The sequence below is a fragment of the Pantoea sp. MT58 genome (assembly GCF_014495885.1).
GTDB lineage: Bacteria > Pseudomonadota > Gammaproteobacteria > Enterobacterales > Enterobacteriaceae > Pantoea > Pantoea eucalypti.
Map to the genome: position 1 here is coordinate 1,673,734 of NZ_CP061083.1, position 16,516 is coordinate 1,690,249.

The 16,516-nt window shown below is 51.9% G+C and carries 22 protein-coding genes; 9 read left to right on the forward strand and 13 right to left on the reverse strand.

The window, feature by feature from the left end; genetic code table 11:
- Window positions 1–4 precede the first annotated feature (4 nt).
- Entirely contained in the window at window positions 5–682 is a 678-nt protein-coding gene (locus IAI47_RS07895; protein ID WP_003854430.1) for a hypothetical protein, read from the reverse strand.
- Between the two features lie 611 nt (window positions 683–1,293).
- On the opposite strand from IAI47_RS07895, the gene IAI47_RS07900 reads away from it, so the two are divergent.
- Both IAI47_RS07900 and IAI47_RS07905 read left to right on the forward strand, forming a co-directional pair.
- Window positions 1,294–1,998, forward strand: coding sequence for a phosphohydrolase (locus IAI47_RS07900; RefSeq protein WP_003854432.1), 705 nt, complete (start codon window positions 1,294–1,296; stop codon window positions 1,996–1,998).
- A gap of 71 nt (window positions 1,999–2,069) precedes the next feature.
- Window positions 2,070–2,351: an Arc family DNA-binding protein gene (locus tag IAI47_RS07905; protein ID WP_008926888.1), complete on the forward strand. Its 282-nt coding sequence runs from the start codon at window positions 2,070–2,072 to the stop codon at window positions 2,349–2,351.
- A gap of 43 nt (window positions 2,352–2,394) precedes the next feature.
- Here the strand turns inward: IAI47_RS07905 and dcm are convergent, their stop codons facing one another.
- A complete protein-coding gene (dcm, locus tag IAI47_RS07910) occupies window positions 2,395–3,771 on the reverse strand; it encodes a DNA (cytosine-5-)-methyltransferase (protein ID WP_008926887.1) in 1,377 nt (458 codons plus the stop codon).
- A gap of 190 nt (window positions 3,772–3,961) precedes the next feature.
- Between dcm and IAI47_RS07915 the strand changes: the two genes are divergently transcribed.
- The 5 genes from IAI47_RS07915 to IAI47_RS07930 all read left to right on the forward strand — a co-directional run bounded on the left by IAI47_RS07915 (window position 3,962) and on the right by IAI47_RS07930 (window position 6,221).
- On the forward strand, window positions 3,962–4,441 hold the full coding sequence (locus IAI47_RS07915) for a very short patch repair endonuclease (protein ID WP_003854438.1): 480 nt from the start codon (window positions 3,962–3,964) through the stop codon (window positions 4,439–4,441).
- Window positions 4,442–4,492: 51 nt separating this feature from the next.
- Window positions 4,493–4,768 carry a hypothetical protein gene (locus IAI47_RS07920; RefSeq protein ID WP_003854439.1) on the forward strand — a complete coding sequence of 92 codons (276 nt, stop codon included), beginning with the start codon at window positions 4,493–4,495 and terminating at the stop codon, window positions 4,766–4,768.
- Window positions 4,769–4,779: 11 nt separating this feature from the next.
- Window positions 4,780–5,691 carry a DUF808 family protein gene (locus IAI47_RS07925; protein WP_008926886.1) on the forward strand — a complete coding sequence of 304 codons (912 nt, stop codon included), beginning with the start codon at window positions 4,780–4,782 and terminating at the stop codon, window positions 5,689–5,691.
- Window positions 5,692–5,724: 33 nt separating this feature from the next.
- Window positions 5,725–5,856 carry a hypothetical protein gene (locus IAI47_RS22010; RefSeq protein WP_003854444.1) on the forward strand — a complete coding sequence of 44 codons (132 nt, stop codon included), beginning with the start codon at window positions 5,725–5,727 and terminating at the stop codon, window positions 5,854–5,856.
- Window positions 5,857–6,044: 188 nt separating this feature from the next.
- The gene (locus tag IAI47_RS07930; protein ID WP_003854445.1) at window positions 6,045–6,221 is read left to right on the forward strand and encodes a YodC family protein; all 177 of its coding nucleotides are present in this window, start codon (window positions 6,045–6,047) and stop codon (window positions 6,219–6,221) included.
- An 85-nt stretch (window positions 6,222–6,306) separates the two neighbouring features.
- On the opposite strand, the gene IAI47_RS07935 is transcribed toward IAI47_RS07930, so the two are convergent.
- From IAI47_RS07935 to IAI47_RS07945, 3 genes are all read right to left on the reverse strand, one after another.
- Window positions 6,307–7,527, reverse strand: coding sequence for a glycosyl transferase (locus tag IAI47_RS07935; protein ID WP_003854447.1), 1,221 nt, complete (start codon window positions 7,525–7,527; stop codon window positions 6,307–6,309).
- 33 nt (window positions 7,528–7,560) lie between these two features.
- Entirely contained in the window at window positions 7,561–8,349 is a 789-nt protein-coding gene (locus IAI47_RS07940; RefSeq protein WP_008926885.1) for a mannosyl-3-phosphoglycerate phosphatase-related protein, read from the reverse strand.
- 369 nt (window positions 8,350–8,718) lie between these two features.
- Complete coding sequence (locus tag IAI47_RS07945; protein WP_008926884.1) at window positions 8,719–8,937, reverse strand: DUF2525 domain-containing protein; 219 nt, start codon at window positions 8,935–8,937, stop codon at window positions 8,719–8,721.
- 316 nt (window positions 8,938–9,253) lie between these two features.
- On the opposite strand from IAI47_RS07945, the gene IAI47_RS07950 reads away from it, so the two are divergent.
- Together IAI47_RS07950 and dsrB are read left to right on the forward strand one after the other, a co-directional pair.
- On the forward strand, window positions 9,254–9,412 hold the full coding sequence (locus tag IAI47_RS07950; RefSeq protein ID WP_003854456.1) for a YqaE/Pmp3 family membrane protein: 159 nt from the start codon (window positions 9,254–9,256) through the stop codon (window positions 9,410–9,412).
- 62 nt (window positions 9,413–9,474) lie between these two features.
- Window positions 9,475–9,669 (forward strand): protein DsrB, encoded by a 195-nt coding sequence (gene dsrB / locus IAI47_RS07955; protein ID WP_008926883.1) that lies wholly within the window; start codon window positions 9,475–9,477, stop codon window positions 9,667–9,669.
- 107 nt (window positions 9,670–9,776) lie between these two features.
- Here the strand turns inward: dsrB and IAI47_RS07960 are convergent, their stop codons facing one another.
- The 8 genes from IAI47_RS07960 to fliM form a co-directional block, all read right to left on the reverse strand.
- The gene (locus tag IAI47_RS07960; RefSeq protein ID WP_008926882.1) at window positions 9,777–11,483 is read right to left on the reverse strand and encodes a methyl-accepting chemotaxis protein; all 1,707 of its coding nucleotides are present in this window, start codon (window positions 11,481–11,483) and stop codon (window positions 9,777–9,779) included.
- A gap of 141 nt (window positions 11,484–11,624) precedes the next feature.
- Complete coding sequence (gene rcsA, locus IAI47_RS07965) at window positions 11,625–12,260, reverse strand: transcriptional regulator RcsA (RefSeq protein ID WP_008926881.1); 636 nt, start codon at window positions 12,258–12,260, stop codon at window positions 11,625–11,627.
- 624 nt (window positions 12,261–12,884) lie between these two features.
- Window positions 12,885–13,670, reverse strand: a complete 786-nt coding sequence (fliR, locus tag IAI47_RS07970; protein WP_008926880.1) for a flagellar biosynthetic protein FliR — start codon at window positions 13,668–13,670, stop codon at window positions 12,885–12,887.
- Window positions 13,670–13,939 (reverse strand): flagellar biosynthesis protein FliQ, encoded by a 270-nt coding sequence (gene fliQ / locus IAI47_RS07975; RefSeq protein ID WP_003854466.1) that lies wholly within the window; start codon window positions 13,937–13,939, stop codon window positions 13,670–13,672. The genes fliR and fliQ overlap by 1 nt, the downstream gene beginning before the upstream one ends.
- A 26-nt stretch (window positions 13,940–13,965) precedes the next feature.
- Window positions 13,966–14,697: a flagellar type III secretion system pore protein FliP gene (gene fliP / locus IAI47_RS07980; RefSeq protein WP_031593200.1), complete on the reverse strand. Its 732-nt coding sequence runs from the start codon at window positions 14,695–14,697 to the stop codon at window positions 13,966–13,968.
- Window positions 14,697–15,095: a flagellar biosynthetic protein FliO gene (fliO, locus tag IAI47_RS07985; RefSeq protein WP_003854470.1), complete on the reverse strand. Its 399-nt coding sequence runs from the start codon at window positions 15,093–15,095 to the stop codon at window positions 14,697–14,699. Before fliO ends, fliP begins: the two co-directional genes overlap by 1 nt.
- A 10-nt stretch (window positions 15,096–15,105) precedes the next feature.
- On the reverse strand, window positions 15,106–15,513 hold the full coding sequence (gene fliN / locus IAI47_RS07990) for a flagellar motor switch protein FliN (RefSeq protein ID WP_008926879.1): 408 nt from the start codon (window positions 15,511–15,513) through the stop codon (window positions 15,106–15,108).
- Window positions 15,506–16,513, reverse strand: coding sequence for a flagellar motor switch protein FliM (gene fliM / locus IAI47_RS07995; protein WP_003854473.1), 1,008 nt, complete (start codon window positions 16,511–16,513; stop codon window positions 15,506–15,508). Before fliM ends, fliN begins: the two co-directional genes overlap by 8 nt.
- Between the last annotated feature and the right edge of the window lie 3 nt (window positions 16,514–16,516).

Here is a 16,516-nt window from a genome sequence, read left to right on the forward strand (position 1 = left end):
AGCATTAGTTGCGTTCGATGCGCTGAAATTCAATGACCCAGACCCAGGGATTCACTTCCCAGCTGGTCGCGCCGTACTGTTTTTCCCAGGCTTTGCGATACGCCTCTTTAGGCGATTCTGAGTTGGCGTTCATGGTGAAGAAGTTATTCAGGAAGTGCGAATCGGTCTGTACGCCCTCTGCCCGGATGTCATCTTCACTGATGTCCTGAATTTTCTCCGCGCGGACGCCGGTAATTTCGAGGTTGATACGGCTGGCCCAGCGAGGCATATGGATGGCGGTCTGCCAGCCAAACTCTTCGGCCTCTGGCGTACTCAGTGCATGCTGACCCAGCTCATTACTGTCGGCCCGATACTGGCAATATTCCGGCAGGCGAAACGGCGTCGGGTCACGTTCATATTCGGCCAGATCGCTCTCTGGCACCATTGGGCCACGCCAGGTTTCACGCACCCAGAGTATGTCACCCGGTTTGCCATAGGGGCATTGATAGCTGATGTCAGCCATCGACATCATTTTGTAGCCGTGCAGATGGTTAGCACTCACATCGAAGGCGTGCACGCCCTCGTGATGATCCTGTCCCGGACCGAAAGCCTGAGTTTTCATAATGCGCCGGGTTTGCGTTTGCTGGCCAACCAACAGGGCACGAACACGCTGTTCGGAAAAAAGAATCGGCCGTTCTTTCATTGATTACCTCTTTTTTATTAGTAGAACCCGGTTACTGCTGTAAACATCCATTCACGTCACATCTCAGAGTCATCATAAAAGCTTTAAATCATTTTGCTTAATAATTTGTCGCCTGACAGTCACTTTAAAGTTGTCACGTTGGGTATTAAAAAAACGCAAAATGCAAAAAGCGCACCAACGCTTTAGATATCATGGACGCAACACGACGATTAGCCCTGATACAGTACGTTATAACGATAAAAATAGGAACCTTTTCAGACTTTTTCGCCTGCTTTTGTGCACAGTTTTACAATTAAACACGTGACAAAAAAAAGTTAAACAGGGTCTGTATTATCGGTTAAACATCGACAAAACATTACAGCTGTTAAACTAATTTTCTTAGCAGCAATTCACTGAGGAAAGGCTGAAAACCGCCGAAATTGCGGTTATTGTGTAACAGAGATGCTATACAGATGATCCAGATCTCATTTTTCTGCCCGAAAAACTGGCAGCGCCGCTCTTTTCAACAGCACTGTAAAAAAAGTGTCATTAGCCAGTCGCTATGATGGCTTGCCGTTCGTGCACTGAACACGACAGAGAATCTGCTGTCGGTCACTACAGGGAGATAGACTATGTCACTCACACTCTGGCAATCTCGCTATGAAAGCTGGTTTCAGGCGAACTGGATCCACGACGACGGCGCGCACGATATTGCCCATTTACGGCGCGTCTGGATGAGCGCGCAGCGAATCATGACGGGTACACCCGCTGATCCATTGGTAGTGCTCACCGCCTGTTATTTTCACGATGTGGTTAATCTGCCAAAAAATCATCCGGAACGTCATCTCGCCTCAACCTATGCCGCCACGGAAACCCAGCGCATTCTGCAGCAGGACTTTCTCGATTTCCCTGCTGAGAAGATTGATGCGGTGATGCATGCCGTTAAAACTCACAGTTTCAGTGCTGGCATACCGCCTCAGACACTGGAAGCTAAAATCGTCCAGGATGCTGACCGGCTGGAGTCACTGGGCGCAATCGGACTGGCGCGCGTTTTTTACACGGCGGGTGCGCTGAATCGTCCGTTATTTGACAGTCAGGACCCGCTGGGCAGAGATCGTGAGCTGAATGATGTTAAGTGGACGCTGGACCATTTCCAGAAGAAGCTGTTGCGCCTGCCGGAAACCATGCACACCGAAACCGGCCGCATGTTAGCTGAGCATAACGCCGATTTCCTGGTGCGCTACATGGCGAAACTTTATGCCGAACTGCAGGGCAATCTGGTGGGGCTGGATGAGGGCGTACTGCGTGACTTCACCCCATTGAAAACTGAATATTAAATTTTTATGACAGTATATTAATCGAAACGGGCATCCGGTAGCGTGTAGCGATAACAAAAAGGAGCTGCCCGATGACCGAAACTGTTAATTTAACAATTAAAATTGATCCTGAGTTGAAAGAAACGATTAAACAGCTGGCGCTGGAAAACCAGATTTCAATGAGTCAGGAAATTGTGCAACGTTTGCAGGCCAGTCTGGAAACGCATCCCCATCCGGCGATTGATAATCAGGACATCACCGAAGAGGGGACTGAGGGATCAGGTGCCAGTGACGTGAAATCCGATGGATTGAGCGCCAGCGAGTTGAAGCAGATTCGTCTGCTGCTCAAGAAACAGAGCAAGAAGAAGAAATAAAACAGAAACCCGTCGCAGGACGGGTTTTTTTATTTCAGAACCATTACGATTTCAGCTGACGTATATGTGGCAGCAGCAGCTGCGCGACTGCCGCAAACACCGGCACAACCACCGAGTTCCCAAACTGTTTATAAGCCTGCGTGTCCGAGACCGGAATGCGGAACGGCTCACGGCCAGGCACATCGAAGCCCATCAGACGGGCGCACTCGCGCGGGGAGAGACGACGGGGCCGTCGTGCCATATTGTCTGCATCCTGAAACGCTGCTTCGCCAACAGCGCTGTCCCAGCCGCGGTCAATCAGAATTTCTGAGCCATCTTTATAGTACCGCGCCGACAGCGTCCGCACGCAGCAATCAGGATTATGCGGATCGTTAAGACCAAAACCAAAGCCATTGCCTTTCGCTTTATGTTTTTTCGCATACTGGTAGAGGTAGCGCCATAACACCGGCGACAGAATATATTTGTCGTCTGGCGCGCGCTCCAGCAGGCTCTGCAGGCTGGGCACCTGCGCCGGATAGAAACGGCGAATGTCGCGTAGCGTAAAGTCCTGCTTCTTCAGGTCGCGGCGGATACCGACCAGCACAATGCGTTCGCGATGCTGTGGCAGAAAGTGACGCGCATCGATCACTTTGGCATCCGGGCTACCGGCTCCGGCATCGGCCACGTCATAGCCCAGCTCATCCAGCGTCTCCATGATAATGGCGAAGGTGCGGCCCTTATCGTGGCTCTTGAGATTTTTCACATTCTCCAGCACAAAGAAGGGCGGTTTCTTGGCGGCCAGAATACGGGCGACATCGAAAAACAGCGTGCCCTGCACCTGACACTCAAAACCGTGCGCGCGTCCCATCGCATTTTTCTTGCTGACGCCCGCCAGCGAAAAGGGCTGACAGGGAAAACCCGCCAGCAGTACCTGGTGATCAGGGATCGCCGCATCAATCGCGCGGTAAATCGCGTCGTCATCGGTCAGACCTTCCGGCTGGGTAACCTGACGGATATCGGTATTAAAGTGATGTTCCAGCGGATCGCTGTAGTGATTGGCTTTGTAAGTGCGAACCGCCTCTTTATTCCATTCACTGGTGAAGACGCACTTGCCGCCAATTGCCTCGAATCCTTTACGAATGCCGCCAATCCCGGCAAAAAGATCGATGAAACGAAACTCAGGATTATCATAATGGGCCGGTCGGGTCGGCAGCAGACTTTGCAGCAGCGACAGCTCCGCCTCGCACAACGGCGGCAAGGCGCTTTTACCCTGACGGATCCGGTTCAGCAGTGATGGCGTCCAGCAGGAAAACCCTGCCTGATGCAGGCGGGCCGTAAGATCACGAACTGAATAGATTGCCAGCACCTGCTGAACAAGCTCAGACGCGTCAGCAGATGAGGGTGCAGCAGAGAGTGGGGCAGCGAGAGCGGCGGAATGCATGCGTTTTTCCTTAACAGTAAGGCGCCTATGCTATCACTCCAGACGCTATGAGGAAATTGCCGGGATGTGCCCCGTGCCAGCGCCCCGGAAAGTTCTGTTTTTGCGGCATACTCTCCGAACTCATCCGGCGACAGCTTTCGCTTTTCGTGGCGCAGACTAAAGTTACAGAACCAGCAAAAAAGGAGAGGTTATGGCTGATGTTCACTCCAGCGAAACGCGCAGCAAAAATATGCGTGCTATTCGCGCTCAGGATACGGCCATTGAGCAACGTATTGCACTGTTGCTGAAAGACCGGGGATTCAGCTTTCGCGTGCAGGATAAAAACCTGCCGGGTCGGCCTGATTTCGTTCTGACAGAACAGCAGGCAATCATCTTCGTTCATGGCTGTTTCTGGCATCGCCATCACTGCTATCTGTTTAAGATGCCGGCGACGCGAACAGAGTTCTGGACCGGCAAAATCAACAGCAATGTTGAACGTGATCGGCGCTATGTGCGCCAGCTGCAGGAGGGCGGCTGGAAAGTACTGATCATCTGGGAGTGTGCGCTACGGGGCAAACTGCGCCTGACGGATCAGGATCTGCTGGAGCGGCTGGAGGAGTGGCTGATGGCGATGTCGGAGAGTGCCGAGGTCGACCATCAGGGTATTCATCATTACAACGCTGATTGCTAATCAGGAACATAATTGGTTAGATCTGCGCTTTCTCCGTGGCCAGGAGCCTAAATGAGCAGCATAAAACTGACGGTAAAACGCCTCTATCAGATTCGTGACGAGCGGATGGTTAACACCAAAGCGACTGCGCGGGTCTACTGCGGTGACAGGCTTATTGCCACGGAGGAGATTACCGGCATGACCGAAAGCCCGGTCAGCAAATATTTGCATGCTGAAGGCAAAGCAGGTGAGACGGTACGGGTGGAGTGGGATTGTGAGGGCATCGCAGAGATGACCGTTACGGAAATTGAGCGCTGCCCATGTTGTCAACATAACGAACCAGACTAAGGATAAGAATTTTGGCAGGCACCAGTTTACTGACTTTACTTGATGATATTGCAACACTTCTGGACGATATTTCCGTCATGGGGAAAGTGGCGGCAAAAAAAACCGCTGGCGTACTGGGCGACGATCTGTCGCTGAATGCACAGCAGGTCACCGGCGTAAAAGCCAATCGTGAGCTGCCTGTGGTCTGGGGCGTTGCCAAGGGCTCGTTCCTCAACAAACTGATCCTGGTGCCCATGGCGCTGGTCATCTCTGCGTTTGCGCCCTGGCTTATCACGCCGCTGCTGATGATTGGCGGGGCCTATCTCTGTTACGAAGGCGTTGAAAAGGTCATGCACACGCTACAACAGGATAAGCAGAGCAAATCACCGGAAGCGCGCAAGCAGCGACTTGACTCACTGGCTAAAGAGAATGCGGCAGAGTTCGAGAAGAAGAAGATCAAAGGGGCGGTGCGCACGGATTTCATTCTCTCTGCTGAAATTGTCGCGATTACCTTAGGGATTGTGTCGGACGCACCGCTGCTTAACCAGGTGATTATTCTGGCGGGCATCGCGATTCTGGTCACCATTGGCGTGTACGGCATCGTGGCCGCCATCGTGAAAATTGATGACCTTGGCTTCTGGCTGCGTGAAAAAACCTCGCGGCTTGCGCAGGGCATCGGCAGCGTGCTGCTGGCTGCAGCGCCCTGGTTGATGAAGATTCTTTCAGTGGTCGGCACCATCGCGATGTTCCTTGTGGGTGGTGGCATCGTGGTGCATGGCATTGCACCGCTGCATCACCTCATCGGGCAAGTCAGCAGCGGCTTTAACGGCTGGATCGCCATGCTCCTGAGTAATGGCGCAAACCTGGTGCTTGGTTTTATCATTGGGTCGATCGTGCTGTTAGTGGTTAACCTTATTGCCAGAGTGCGCGGAAAATCGGTATAAAGCGCACTGTGATTTACGGTCAGGAGAATGACGATGAACGACGACATGTTTGAATTTGATATCGACGCACAACTTGAGCAGGCTGAAGCGAAAGCGGAGAAAAAAGCCAGCGAAGTGCCGGATGATCTCGGCGACGAAGCCGATTGCGAAGGCTGTAAAATCTGACGTCAGCGTCAAGACTTCATCAAAGCGGATAAGTTTTTATCCGCTTTTTTTATTTTCCGCATATCCAGCTGATTAATTCCGAATTTGCCCTTTTTTTGCGTGCCTTAACAGGCAGGAACCTTCTTCGCCTGCTATAAAGAAAATAGTCACTCAGGTTAATAACACACAGGTAATCAAAGGAGCGCAATATGGTTTTCGCAATCAGTGAAGAAGTGCAGCACAAGGAACAGGGACAGACGATGGTGGTGACCGGCTTCGCGAGTGGCATGGTGGAATGCCGCTGGTACGACGGTTATGCTGTGCGCAGTGAAGCCTTTCGTAGTGATGAGCTGAGCGCCCTGAATCCTGAGCAACTGGCGAGCTAATAGCATACAGGCCTGTGGGTCCAGTGACCCGCCAGGCCCGCTTAAAGTTTATTGATGGCCCGGCACGTCCCTGTGCCGTCCTGTTTCAGACATTCCCGTCGTTATCCTCTTCAACTGCCTGATAGATACGCTGCAGCACGTCCGGGAAAGCAGACTGGACACGGCTCCAGCTCGGTATAAACGGCTTATCGTTAGGTCGCTCAATAAAAGCCTGGCCCGCTTCCAGAATGGACTGGGTAAACATCTCTACTGCTGCCTCTTCCACATGCTGATCAAACTTCAGCCCGTTCATCGCCGCCTCGTGGTTATAGGTCTCCATCATATCCAGCGCATTACGGTAATAGGTTGCCTTCAGCACACGAAACGAGTCGCTGGTAAGTGGCACACCCATGGTGGCGAGCTTACGCAGCAGTGACTGGACGATATCGCTGCTCATACGCTTCAGGCCGCCGGTGCCATCATCTTCCGCCAGAGGCTGATGCTTGTGATCGTAATTATCGGCGATTTCCACCTGGCACGACTGACGGGTGGTGTAGTTACGGTAAATCTCAGACAGCACACCAATCTCAAGCCCCCAGTCGCCGGGGATTTTAATGCCGTTCAGCACATGGGTTCGCATAGCGAACTCGCCGGAGAGCGGATAGCGGAAGCTCGACAGATAATCCAGATATTCAGAATGGCCATAGACTTTCTGCAGCGAGCGCAGCAGCGGCCCGACCAGTAGACGGCCTACGCGGCCATTAAGCTTGCCATCCGCAACCCGCGCATAGAAACCTTTACAGAATTCATACTGAAACGCCGGGTTTGCCAGCGGGTAAAGCAGACGGGCCAGCATCCCGCGCTCATAGGTGACAATATCGCAGTCATGCAATGCCACACAGCTGGTGCGGTCCGACGCCAGGGTATAACCGGTACAAAACCAGACATTGCGGCCTTTACCCGGATTGGTGGGTGACAGACCCTCTTTATCCAGCTCCGCATCGATCGCCTTGAGGCGTGGGCCATCGTTCCACAGAATGCGATGCCGTTGCGGCAGACGGGAGAAGAATTCCCGGGCAAACAGGAACTGGTCGCGGTCGGCGCGGTCCAGACCAATCACGATTTCATCCAGATAAGGCACTTTAGCCAGTTCATCAACGATTTTTGTCAGCGCCGGGCCTTCAAGTTCGGAAAATAGCGATGGCAGGATCAGCCCCATTTTGCGTTTGCGGGCAAAGCGTACCATCTCTTTTTCCAGCGACTCCACACTGCGGTGGGTAAGGTTGTGGAAGTTAGTGATTACGCCATTCTGGTAAAAGTCACTCATCGCATCATCCTTTTAATGCCCGTGGGCAGCTTATTAAGATTGAGTCAGAAAATAGTCCAGCCCTTCACGCCAGCCCTCAGGGCCATGATGAGCCGTGTGATAAACCTGAGCAGGGTCTGTCCGGCTGAGTGTCACCGCCGTTTTACTGTAGCCTTTAATCACCACTGCATAATCAACCGCATCCAGCATCGGGGCATCATTAGGCCCGTCGCCCAGACCGATTGTGGTGCGTGTCTCTCCGGGGAAGTGATCCAGCAGCCAGCGCAGCGCTTCGCCTTTACCGCCCCCGGCGGGAAGGACATGCCAGAAACGCCCGCCCTGGGTCAGCGCAAGACCTTCAGCGCGCAGTGTGTCATGAAAACGGTCAAAGGCTTCGTCACTGTCGCGCCAGACAATGACTTCAGAAGCGTCGCGCTGACGGGACAGCGCTGATTCTGCTTCGCTTAATCCAGTCATTGAGGCAACCTCCGGATCAGAGAAGTCATGAAAACCGGTAAAGCGAAATTCTTTTTTTAAAGCAGCCAGACGAAGACAGAGGTTGTCATAAGTCAGCGTATTATCAGGCAGGCGAATCCGCTGTTGATCCTGTGTCTGTATCACGGCGCCATTCTCAGCAATAAACGGCGAACCGCTGATGCCGAGCCTTTTTTGCAGCGGAATAATCTCGGCTGCCGTTTTGCTGGAACAGATCACCAGCGGAACCGCATGGTGATTCAGGGTGGTGAGCCACTCGGTGGCCGCATCCCAGCGATAGGTATGATGGTCTAGTAGTGAACCATCCAGATCGGTAATAACCATTAACGGCTGGTGGAGATCGGGCATTTACAGGCTCCTTTCATCACGTTCGCGACTAAAGCGGCGATTTTTCAATATTATAGTTGAATATGGCTCACACTTTTTTTCCTGTGCCATTGGCCTGAAATCCAGGATAATTCTTAAAACCAGGTCGCAATAACCAGATGGATGCATGAAGTGTGCGGGGGCGCAATGACCAGCTGGCGCGGTGTTTCCGGTAACATTTTTTCCATATCTGTCTGACATGTTGCAAAAATGTGCATATCTGATGCTTGTTTCAATTCAGGGATAGGGTAATCTGCAGAGGTGTTAAGAATTCCCTGGTGTAACGAATGAATTTTTTACCCGGCCTTCCCGCCGGGTATTTTTTTGAAATCGATTTCAGCCATCAAATTCTCAGGCGCGATAATTCGAAATGTCGATCTCAAACGCCTCTGCCAGTTCGGTGTAGGAGTGAAAAACCCGGCCTTCAACTTCCACCCGTGGCTGCTGGTCCTGATCCATATACTCCCGAATCTCTCCAGACGTTCTGGCCTGAATAGCCGTTAGTAAACCCTCGATATCAACCTGTAAATCTGACGGCTGACCCTCGCTGTGCTGCATTTCGTCTTTCATTTTCTGACTCCTGAGAGCAAACAGAATATTGAGTATAGAACCTGATGCAGAGAGGCGGGGGCGGGCAAATTTCAGGCAAAAAAAAGCCCGCGCTGCGCGGGCAAAATCCTTGTTACTTTCATGTTGGCTGCACCTATTGGGCTGATGCAGTCAGAGAAGTGTATAGGCGAGTCGCGTAAGAAATCTTGCGGTAAAACGTTAAGATACTGCAAAACTTTATCCTTACTCAGATTTACCTGACTTTTTGTCCTGACAGAGCAGATTCAGCTATAGTTGATAATAAATCTGATTTTTATCAATACCTAAAGGAATGGTTATGGACATTTTACGAATTATTATTGCGATATTGCTGCCGCCACTGGGCGTGTTTATGCAGGTTGGTTTTGGCGGCGCATTCTGGCTGAACATCCTGCTGACGATCTGTGGTTATATCCCGGGCATCATTCACGCCGTCTGGGTTATTGCCCGCCGGTAACGCGCTGCATTGGCACGGTTCTTCGTTTAGACTGTATTCAGGATATTATCTGGAGAACCGAAATGAAGGTAAATGACCGCGTCAGCGTTAAAACCGATGGCGGCCCCCGTCGCACAGGCAACATTCTGGCTATGGAGCCATTCAATGAAGGCACTATGTTTTTAGTGGCGCTGGAAGATTACCCATTGGGTATCTGGTTTTTTAATGAAACAAACCAGCCGGATGGCATTTTTGTAGAGCCTTGCCAGGATTCCTGAACCTGACGCGCAATAAAAAAGCCGCGTTTCCGTATACCGGAACGCGGCTTTTTGCTGTTGGTCATCCCTCGGCAGTCGTCGTCCGCCAGGGATGACTGGCGATGACCTTAGAAGGTTTCCCAGTTATCAGTACCGGTGGCGAGCGCAGGACGTGCTGCCAGTGCCGGTGTTTTGAGTGGTGCAGCAGCGCGTGGAGCCACACCTGCGGTAGCGGGGGAATCGTGCAGGCGGAATGCGGCCACCGCCTGTGTTAATTTACCGGCCTGATCTTCAAGCGAGGCTGCTGCGGCTGAAGCTTCTTCCACCAGCGAGGCGTTCTGCTGGGTAACGTTATCCATCTCGGTAACCGCCTGGCTCACCTGCTGAATGCCGCGGCTCTGTTCATCCGACGCTGCGGCAATCTCTGACATAATGTCTGTGACGCGACGGACTGCTTCTACAATTTCACCCATCGTGTTCCCGGCCGCGCCGACCTGATGCGAACCGTCATTGATCAGCGTAACCGACTCCGCTATTAAAGATTCTATCTCTTTAGCAGCCTGCGCACTGCGCTGGGCCAGACTTCGCACTTCGCTCGCTACCACCGCAAAACCACGTCCCTGTTCACCAGCCCGTGCCGCTTCAACCGCCGCGTTCAGCGCCAGGATATTGGTCTGGAACGCAATGCTATTAATGACATTGGTGATCTCAGCGATTTTCTTCGAGCTGCCGGAAATATTGGTCATGGTTTTCACGACATTATTGACCAGATCGCCTCCGCTGCGCGCTTTGCCTGAGGCATCCGCGGCGAGCTGACTGGCGTGATGCGCATTCTCGGCGTTCTGTTTCACTGTGGCGGTAAGTTGTTCCATGCTGGCTGCAGTCTGCTCCAGTGCCGCCGCCTGCTGCTCGGTACGGGACGAGAGATCGGTGTTACCCGCTGATATTTCGCTGGAACCCTGATAAATGGCCACTGCGCCTTCACGCACCGTACCGACGGTGGTCACCAGCGACTGCTGCATCATCTGCAGATTGTGGATCAGTGTACCAATCTCACTGCGACCAAAGGGCAGGGGAGCGGAGGTCAGATTGCCCTGCGCAATACGCTCGATACGCAGCACAGACTGACGCAGGGGGTTAATGACCACGCGGCGCAGGAACACAAAGGTCAGCAGCACCAGCACCAGTGCGGCACTGAACGCCACAGCCATTGAGATAAAGCCGATGCGCGATTGCTGATCCGCTTCAGCGGTAATGGCATTGGCGCGGTCAGTACGAATCTTGATCGCTTTGAGTAATACCGCGTTGTACTCGTCATCCAGCTTGCGGGTAACGTCCGTCTCCTGAGCGATAATGCCCTCAAAACTGCCCTGTTTACCGGAATCGATCATCGGTATCAGGCCTTTATTGATGTAATTGTTGAAGCGGGTCTGCAGTGTGGCGTCCAGTTCAACGTCTGCTGGCGTCTTCACTACACGCGCCATATAGACCGCGAACCCCTGCTTTGCCTGTTGAATACGTTTTTCAGCGGCGGTGATATTGGCACGAAAATCGTCCATTTCGCCGATACGTGCGGCGGCACCGGCCTGAATAATGGTCAGTCGCGCAGTGCGCAGGTGGTTTGAACTGTTAGAGAGGCCCATACGAACCTGAATTTCGTCCGTGGCATCATCAAGTGAGTGGTTGCTTAAAATCAGAAAGTAACTGGCGACACCAATGCAGAGTGCGAACAGCAGCAAAATGCCGCCGAAGATCAGGCTAAACAGCGGCACCAGGCGGAGATTTTGCCAGATGCCAGCGCTTTTCTGTCCATCATTATCTAATGCAGTGTTCATATCCTTGCTCTCTTGAGGCTGTTGTTATAAGGCATAACATCGGCAAAAGAGCGAAAAAGGTTAGCAGTAAGAATGAGACATGGATCGCAATTTAGTGCAAAAAAAAACCGGCCATAGCGGCCGGTTCTTCAGGATTTACGTTCAGCGAATATTAACGTAAATACCCGAGGTCACATTATCGGTCAAACGCACCACATGATAAATAACCTGCTTATTATGGGTTTTGATTTTGCGTTTAATATTACCTTTGTGTGACGATACTGTTTTAGCCTTAATTTGCATTTTATCTGAGATCTGGATGGTATCATGACCTGACATCCACATCTTCAGCATGTTTGACTCAGTCTGGCTCAACGTTAATGGATGAACATCCATGCCTGAAGAGATGCGTGCAGACTGGTTAAGCTTCTTCTGCAAATAGGTGCCGAGTAAGGAGTCCAGGGTCGATGTCTTCATCGATTTTGATGTAATAATCAGGTTCTTACGAACGTAGAGATATTCCTCAAAATGGATATTGCTAATCGCCATGAATATAAAGAACAGCGTGTCCGGATGCTGCGTAATAATACTGCGAATACGTTCACTGGAATCTGACTCATGAATGAAACAATCTTCATTAATAAAGACGACACCAGGATTTAATTGCTCACATTTCTGCTGTAGTTGCTCAATATCGGAGACAGAAGAGATATTTTTCTTCTTAACTCCTTTTAAAGACATATAGTCTGATAATCCCAGGCGTGTGTAGTTGCAGGAATCCATAATAATAGTTGGCATAATAGCGACCCTCACCAATTTGTTATCCGTTTAAATCAACGATGAATACGCGTTGCGGTACGAGAGAGATTTCTTAGATACTTTTTATTCTGCTCGTGCAGTTTGGCAACAGGCAACCGCCCATAAAAGTCTTCATCCCTGACCCGTTCTGCAAAAATTTTGTGCCGCCATGACGTCACACACTCTCCGACCATGGCGGGGGAGTGCCAGTGAAATGTCGGAAGCAGTAAAACGCATTTTTGAGAGCTGTATCACTATCCGCGAAAACAAAGCGTTTTCTGATAGGACAATTCTCAAAAGCATTTGTTTTACGAAAGTGTGATGTCTCAGCGTGCGTTGACAATGCCGGAAAAAACATTTTTTAACAAGAAAAATCACTTAAAGAATTTTTTCGTGTAAATACAGTGTTTTGCCGGTTTTGCCTGCACATTCACAGTCTGACCGCTTCTGTGAACCACCCGACTAAAATACGCGAAGCCCGGTTTAATAAGAATTATTTTCAGACTCTGCGCACGTTTATCAGAATTTCCTTAGTTGCATTCTTGAAAACATGGTTCTGAAGATGCATGGATGGTTTTGTGATACTTAAGTGTCGCTATGCAAAGATAGTTAGAAACTTAACGTTCAGGGACGGGATAGTTCTGTCAGGAACAGGGCGAGTAAATCAAAAATTTCACCGAACAAACGTTCACAGAACGGGGCTAGCAGGGGCATCAGCAAGCTGATGGTTAAAATTCCAACTGATAAGGTAATAGGGAAGCCAATTGCGAAGATTGATAACTGTGGTGAAACACGATTTAACAAACCCAGTACCAGATTTACCATGAGTAACAAAACGATTAAGGGCAGCGCTAACATCATGCCATTAAGGAAAATTAATCCGCCCGACTTCACCAGCGCCATAAACGCGTTGGCATTTATCGGCTCACCGCCAATCGGCAGCGTGTGAAAGCTGTCTACCAGCAACGAAATCAGCCACAGGTGCCCGTTAAAGCTCAGGAACAGCAGCATCGCCAGCATGTCGAGAAAACGGGCCAGCACCGGCATGTTCAGGCGGCTGCCGGGATCGAAAAAGGTGGCGAACGAGATGCCCATCTGCAAACCAATCACTTCCCCGGCAAGGCGCACAGCCGCAAACGCGAACTGCATGGTGAAGCCGAGGGCAATACCAATCAGCATCTGCTGAATCAGCAGCAGAAAGCCGGGAGGTGAAAACAGCGTCACATTAACAGCCGGTAACAGCGGCATGACCAGCCAGGTGATCATCACCGCCAGACCGATTTTGACACGCTTGCTGATAGATCGTTCATTGAGGATGGGAGCAGTGGCGAATAATGCCATGATGCGCACCAGAGGCCAGAAGAACTGGCTGACCCAATGAACCAGCTGGCTGCTATCGAGAGTAATCATCAGCCGATGATGTATGGCAGGTTAGTAAAGACGGTGCGGATATAATCCAGCAGCAGATTCAGCATCCACGGACCGGCAATGATACCGGTGGTGGCAACGGCCAGAATCTTAGGAATAAAGGATAAGGTCTGTTCGTTGACCTGCGTCGCCGCCTGGATCAGGCTGATCAGCAGGCCACTGACCAGGGCTGCCAGCAGCAGCGGGGCGGCCAGCATCAGGGCGACGCGCATCGCTTCCTGTCCCATTACCATTACTGATTCGGGTGTCATATGTTGCTCCGGTAAGAAAAGGGGGATCAGGAGTAGAAGCTTTGCGCCAGTGAACCGACCAGCAGTTGCCAGCCATCGACCAGAACAAACAGCATCAGTTTAAACGGCAGCGCGATAGACGCTGGCGGGACCATCATCATCCCCAGTGCCATCAGCACACTGGCAACCACAAGATCGATGATCAGGAACGGGATAAACACGGTAAAGCCAATCTGGAACGCCGTCTTCAACTCGCTGGTGACATAGGCGGGCAGTAGAATGCGCATCGGCACCGCTTCAGGGCCGGCAATCGGGGCGGTATTCGCCAGACGGGCAAACAGCGCTAAATCGGCTTCGCGGGTCTGACGCAGCATAAATTCGCGCAGTGGCTGGGCGCCTTTATCAATCGCCACATCCATGCTGATCTTGTCCTGACTGAATGGCAGATAAGCGTCCTGATAAATTTTGTCGAACGTCGGCGCCATAATAAAGAAGGTCAGAAACAGCGACAGTCCAAGCAGTACCTGGTTAGGCGGCGCCGAGGGCGTGCCAAGGGCGTTACGCAGTAAGCCAAACACGATGATGATGCGGGTAAAACTGGTCATCATCAGCAGCACGGCCGGAATAAAGGTCAGTGCAGTGATAAAAACCAGCGTCTGAACCGGCAGGGACCAGCTCTGACCGCCGTTCGGCAGTGAGTGGCTCACCAGGCCCGGCAGCTGGGCATGGGCAACCGGTGCCAGTAACAGCAGTGGCAGTAGAGGAAGCAGTCGACGCATCATTGTGGTTTTCCGGGACGTTTAACCAGGTTCTGTAACAGCTGACGAAAATCCTGTGGCGCACTGTTCACCGGCGTCACAGCGACCGGTTCACCCGGCGGCAGCGTGTGCAGATGGGTAACCTGCTGTGCGGTGACGCCCAGCACCAGACGGGCATCGGCGGTATCGATAATCACCACCCGCTCACGCTGGCCCACCGATACGCTGGCGGTGAGTTTAAGCTCCTGGCTGCTGACCTTTTTCGGCGCGAAGCCGACACGGCGCGCCAGCCAGGCGCAGGCCAGAATCAATAAGATAATCACGGCTAATACGCTGCTGACCTGAGCCAGCATAGAGCCGGTTGAGATCGCCTGAGCGTGCGGTGCAGCCGGTTGCAGCGTTTGATTCTGGCTATTCATAATGTGACTCTTAGCGACTCAGACGACGCATACGTTCAGATGGGGTGATGATGTCAGTGATGCGCACGCCATATTTGTCGTTCACCACCACAACTTCACCCTGAGCGATCAGGTAGCCGTTGATCAGAATATCAAGCGGTTCACCTGCCAGGCCATCCAGGGAGACCACCGAACCCTGCGTTAAACGCAGCAGCTCTTTAATGGTCATTTTGGTGCGACCCAGTTCCACGGTGAGTTTCACCGGGATATCCATAATCAGATCGATATCCTGCAGCGATCCAGCAACGTTGGCGCTGTCGAATGATTTGAAGACGTCGTCGGTCTGCGGCGCACTGCTGCTGCCGACCTGCTCATTCATCGCTTCAGCCCACAGATCGTCCGCAGAGATATCGTCAGACGGTTTATTACTGTCAGTCATGGGGCTGTTCCTCGTTCAGCGAATTCAAAATCGGGTTAATCAGGTGTTCGACACGGAGCGCGTACTGACCATTCATCGTGCCATATTGGCTGGTTAAGACCGGGACGCTATCGACATGGGCGATAATGCGTTCCGGCTTCTCAATCGGCAGCACATCACCGGGTTTCAGCTGCAAAATCCGTGACAGACGCAGTGAGGTTTCGGCAAAGTGAGCAATCAATTCCAGCTCAGAGTGCTGCACCTGTTTGACCAGGTTGTCGCGCCAGTGGTTATCTTCCTGACGAGAGTTTTCGAGCGGTGGGTTCACCAGCAGCTCGCGCAGCGGTTCAATCATTGAAAACGGGATGCAGATATTAAACTCACCCACCAGGTTACCAATCTCCACCTGGAACGGCGTGTTAACCACGATATCGTTCGGTGAAGTGGTGATGTTGGTGAACTTAACCTGCATCTCTGAACGTACATACTCAACGTCCAGTGGATAAATGGCTTTCCATGCGTCGCTGTAACCATCCAGCGCCAGCTTCAGCATGCGGCGAATAACGCGCTGCTCGGTATGGGTAAACTCACGGCCTTCAACTTTCGTCGGAAAACGTCCGTCGCCACCAAACAGGTTGTCGACAGCGATAAACACCAGGCTTGGTGAGAACACCACCAGTGCTGTACCACGCAACGGTTTCAGGTGGATCAGGTTCAGGTTGGTTGGCACCGGCAGATTGCGGGCAAACTCATGGTACGGCTGAATCTTGATCGCCCCGACGCTGATATCCGGGCTACGGCGCAGCAGGTTGAACAGCGCCATACGGAAACTACGGGCAAAACGCTCGTTAATAATCTCCAGCGCCTGCAAACGCTCGCGCACCACGCGGCGCTGGGTATTCGGATCGTAAGGACGAATATCGCCTTCCGGTCCGTTTTGTTTCTTTTCTTCTTCCGCGCTGCCACTGTCGCCGTTTAAAAGGGCGTCAATTTCAGCCTGGGAAAGAATGCTATCGCCCATTGA

Bases quoted from the DNA above. Each gene is read 5' to 3' on its own strand.
- IAI47_RS07930 (WP_003854445.1), top strand. From the start codon at position 6,045: ATGGTTTTCGCAATCAGTGAAGAAGTGCAGCACAAGGAACAGGGACAG.
- IAI47_RS07960 (WP_008926882.1), bottom strand. From the start codon at position 11,483: ATGAACACTGCATTAGATAATGATGGACAGAAAAGCGCTGGCATCTGG.
- IAI47_RS07940 (WP_008926885.1), bottom strand. From the start codon at position 8,349: ATGCCCGATCTCCACCAGCCGTTAATGGTTATTACCGATCTGGATGGT.
- rcsA (WP_008926881.1), bottom strand. From the start codon at position 12,260: ATGCCAACTATTATTATGGATTCCTGCAACTACACACGCCTGGGATTA.
- dsrB (WP_008926883.1), top strand. From the start codon at position 9,475: ATGAAGGTAAATGACCGCGTCAGCGTTAAAACCGATGGCGGCCCCCGT.
- IAI47_RS07935 (WP_003854447.1), bottom strand. From the start codon at position 7,527: ATGAGTGACTTTTACCAGAATGGCGTAATCACTAACTTCCACAACCTT.
- IAI47_RS07915 (WP_003854438.1), top strand. From the start codon at position 3,962: ATGGCTGATGTTCACTCCAGCGAAACGCGCAGCAAAAATATGCGTGCT.
- IAI47_RS07905 (WP_008926888.1), top strand. From the start codon at position 2,070: ATGACCGAAACTGTTAATTTAACAATTAAAATTGATCCTGAGTTGAAA.
- fliQ (WP_003854466.1), bottom strand. From the start codon at position 13,939: ATGACACCCGAATCAGTAATGGTAATGGGACAGGAAGCGATGCGCGTC.
- IAI47_RS07945 (WP_008926884.1), bottom strand. From the start codon at position 8,937: ATGAAAGACGAAATGCAGCACAGCGAGGGTCAGCCGTCAGATTTACAG.
- IAI47_RS07900 (WP_003854432.1), top strand. From the start codon at position 1,294: ATGTCACTCACACTCTGGCAATCTCGCTATGAAAGCTGGTTTCAGGCG.
- IAI47_RS07920 (WP_003854439.1), top strand. From the start codon at position 4,493: ATGAGCAGCATAAAACTGACGGTAAAACGCCTCTATCAGATTCGTGAC.
- fliO (WP_003854470.1), bottom strand. From the start codon at position 15,095: ATGAATAGCCAGAATCAAACGCTGCAACCGGCTGCACCGCACGCTCAG.
- dcm (WP_008926887.1), bottom strand. From the start codon at position 3,771: ATGCATTCCGCCGCTCTCGCTGCCCCACTCTCTGCTGCACCCTCATCT.
- IAI47_RS07895 (WP_003854430.1), bottom strand. From the start codon at position 682: ATGAAAGAACGGCCGATTCTTTTTTCCGAACAGCGTGTTCGTGCCCTG.
- fliM (WP_003854473.1), bottom strand. From the start codon at position 16,513: ATGGGCGATAGCATTCTTTCCCAGGCTGAAATTGACGCCCTTTTAAAC.
- fliP (WP_031593200.1), bottom strand. From the start codon at position 14,697: ATGCGTCGACTGCTTCCTCTACTGCCACTGCTGTTACTGGCACCGGTT.
- fliR (WP_008926880.1), bottom strand. From the start codon at position 13,670: ATGATTACTCTCGATAGCAGCCAGCTGGTTCATTGGGTCAGCCAGTTC.
- IAI47_RS07950 (WP_003854456.1), top strand. From the start codon at position 9,254: ATGGACATTTTACGAATTATTATTGCGATATTGCTGCCGCCACTGGGC.
- fliN (WP_008926879.1), bottom strand. From the start codon at position 15,513: ATGACTGACAGTAATAAACCGTCTGACGATATCTCTGCGGACGATCTG.
- IAI47_RS22010 (WP_003854444.1), top strand. From the start codon at position 5,725: ATGAACGACGACATGTTTGAATTTGATATCGACGCACAACTTGAGCAG.